This is a genomic window from Pseudoalteromonas sp. SR45-6 (assembly GCF_014163545.1).
Lineage (GTDB): Bacteria > Pseudomonadota > Gammaproteobacteria > Enterobacterales > Alteromonadaceae > Pseudoalteromonas > Pseudoalteromonas rhizosphaerae.
Window position 1 is genome coordinate 1 of record NZ_JACJDM010000124.1, and the last position, 1829, is coordinate 1829.

Genomic DNA, 1829 nt, shown 5'->3' on the forward strand with positions numbered 1-1829 from the left:
TAATTCATTACACCCGGCGCGCCCATTTTCGAGGTTAGCCTGCAAACAATCTCTTCCCATTTAAAGCAACAGTTACCTAAGTCATCTCGTTGTTCACAACCGGGTATATCAAAAGTAAACCCGACTGTTTGGTTTTGCCTGTCAAGATACATCATCTTATCAGGTATATACCTAGCCGTTATTGGTAGTAAATTTAAGAAGAATAAGTTCCAGCAAAAGGTAACAAGTGGTATCCACCACTGAAAATTTTCACCTTCATCATAAAATGGAAGTGATAAAATACTAATTAATGTAATTAAGCTTAATACAGCTCCAATGGCCATTGGACCGAATAATATGGCTTTTATAGGGTTATTACCACAAGGGACAAGCTTGTATTTTTCGCGCTGATTTTCATATAACTTGTTCGTATCAAGCCAATCATATAAAAAACACAGGCCTTTAAATTCGTGATATATATTTTTTATACTACGATATTCAAAAAAACGATTAAACCTCGTTTTCTTTGCCATTATTCCAACACCAAGGTAATTATTTTTTTGCATCAGGTTCCTTTGCTTTAATAAACCTAGGCAGCATACACCGCCTAGGTTTGAATTCCTTTTCTGATTGTTAAAGAGCGGTTGGCTTGTAAACCTGTTTTTATTTAACCTGAATCACAAAAGTAAAATATTGAGCTCGTACGCACGTTTTATATTTTTCTCTAGCAATACGGGGTCATCACTAAAGGGCGCAATAACATAATTAACTTCATCCCTCGGGTACTCTTCTGTTGCATCACGATTTTCGTGATAAACATACTTATAGTTATTTTTTATGACAGGATCGAGCGGATACTTATCCATATAGGGACCAATTTTATCACCTCTCCATGTAACACTATTTCCCTTATTTAAATGGTGTTGAACAGACTGTAACAACCCAAAAGGGATTGGTTTATTTTTATCCATAAACTCCGTTAATAATGTCCACGATTGACAAGCCCCATCGTAGCTATCAGCAAACGCGACTATGTATTGGCAATCCCTTTTACCATGCTTAGGGTATTTTTTAGGGATTAAACTTGTAACAGGCATGCCTCTTCCCAAACTAAAGCCTAACGAGCCTCGATACATTTCAACTTCTTCAAATGGTATAACTAGTTCTGGGTTGCCACCAAACGCAGGGAAATTTACATTGCCGGTTTTTCGATCAAACACGACTAATTTACCTCGAGGGATCCTCGCTTTACGGTGATAAACAAAAGCAATAATTAATAACAAGACTTGCCCTAGGATAAACAAAGGGTGTAAAAAATGTGCACCTAAAAACTGCTCCATACTGGCAGCTTTAAATAAAGTCGTAATTTGCATAAAAATTGAAACACCAAAAAAAACTAATGCCGTAAAAACGGTAGCAGTTTGGAAGATATCCCTCATACTTGATATTAATAATACGCCGTAATAACGACCATCAGTTGAATATATATCGTTTACTCCTAACAAGTTGTCATAATTGACTTCCACTTTTCGGTAGTGCTTTCCCATGTCAGTTGGTTTTTTAGGGGGGCGTAATTCAGATACTTGCTCGGTGTTTATCATATTGTTACTCAAGTCCTAATTCTTCTTTTAGCGCATAATTCCATAGTGATAAATTCACTTCGGTTGTGAGCCATTTATTTGGTATTTCAAGCTCGCCGTACTCATCGCGTTTTGATACTGGTAATATAAACTTATTATCTTCAAAGGCTGTGCTCACTGACGCACCTTTACCTTTCGGATACGTTTTAACACGTAGTCTAAACGTGATTCTGGTTGTGTTGAGCGCTTTAAATATGGCGGCGCAGTTAT

General features: G+C 37.0%; 2 protein-coding genes and 1 pseudogene. All 3 read right to left on the minus strand.

Annotated elements, in window-relative coordinates; genetic code table 11:
- Positions 1 to 545 (minus strand): annotated as a pseudogene (locus tag H5158_RS22390) (hypothetical protein); the annotation flags it as partial.
- Positions 546 to 656: 111 nt separating this feature from the next.
- On the minus strand, positions 657 to 1580 hold the full coding sequence (locus H5158_RS22395) for a hypothetical protein (protein WP_182740949.1): 924 nt from the start codon (positions 1578 to 1580) through the stop codon (positions 657 to 659).
- Positions 1581 to 1584: 4 nt separating this feature from the next.
- Positions 1585 to 1829: hypothetical protein (locus H5158_RS23180; protein WP_220491405.1), on the minus strand; the 245-nt coding region annotated here is incomplete at its 5' end.

Bases quoted from the DNA above. Each gene is read 5' to 3' on its own strand.
- H5158_RS22395 (WP_182740949.1), bottom strand. From the start codon at position 1,580: ATGATAAACACCGAGCAAGTATCTGAATTACGCCCCCCTAAAAAACCA.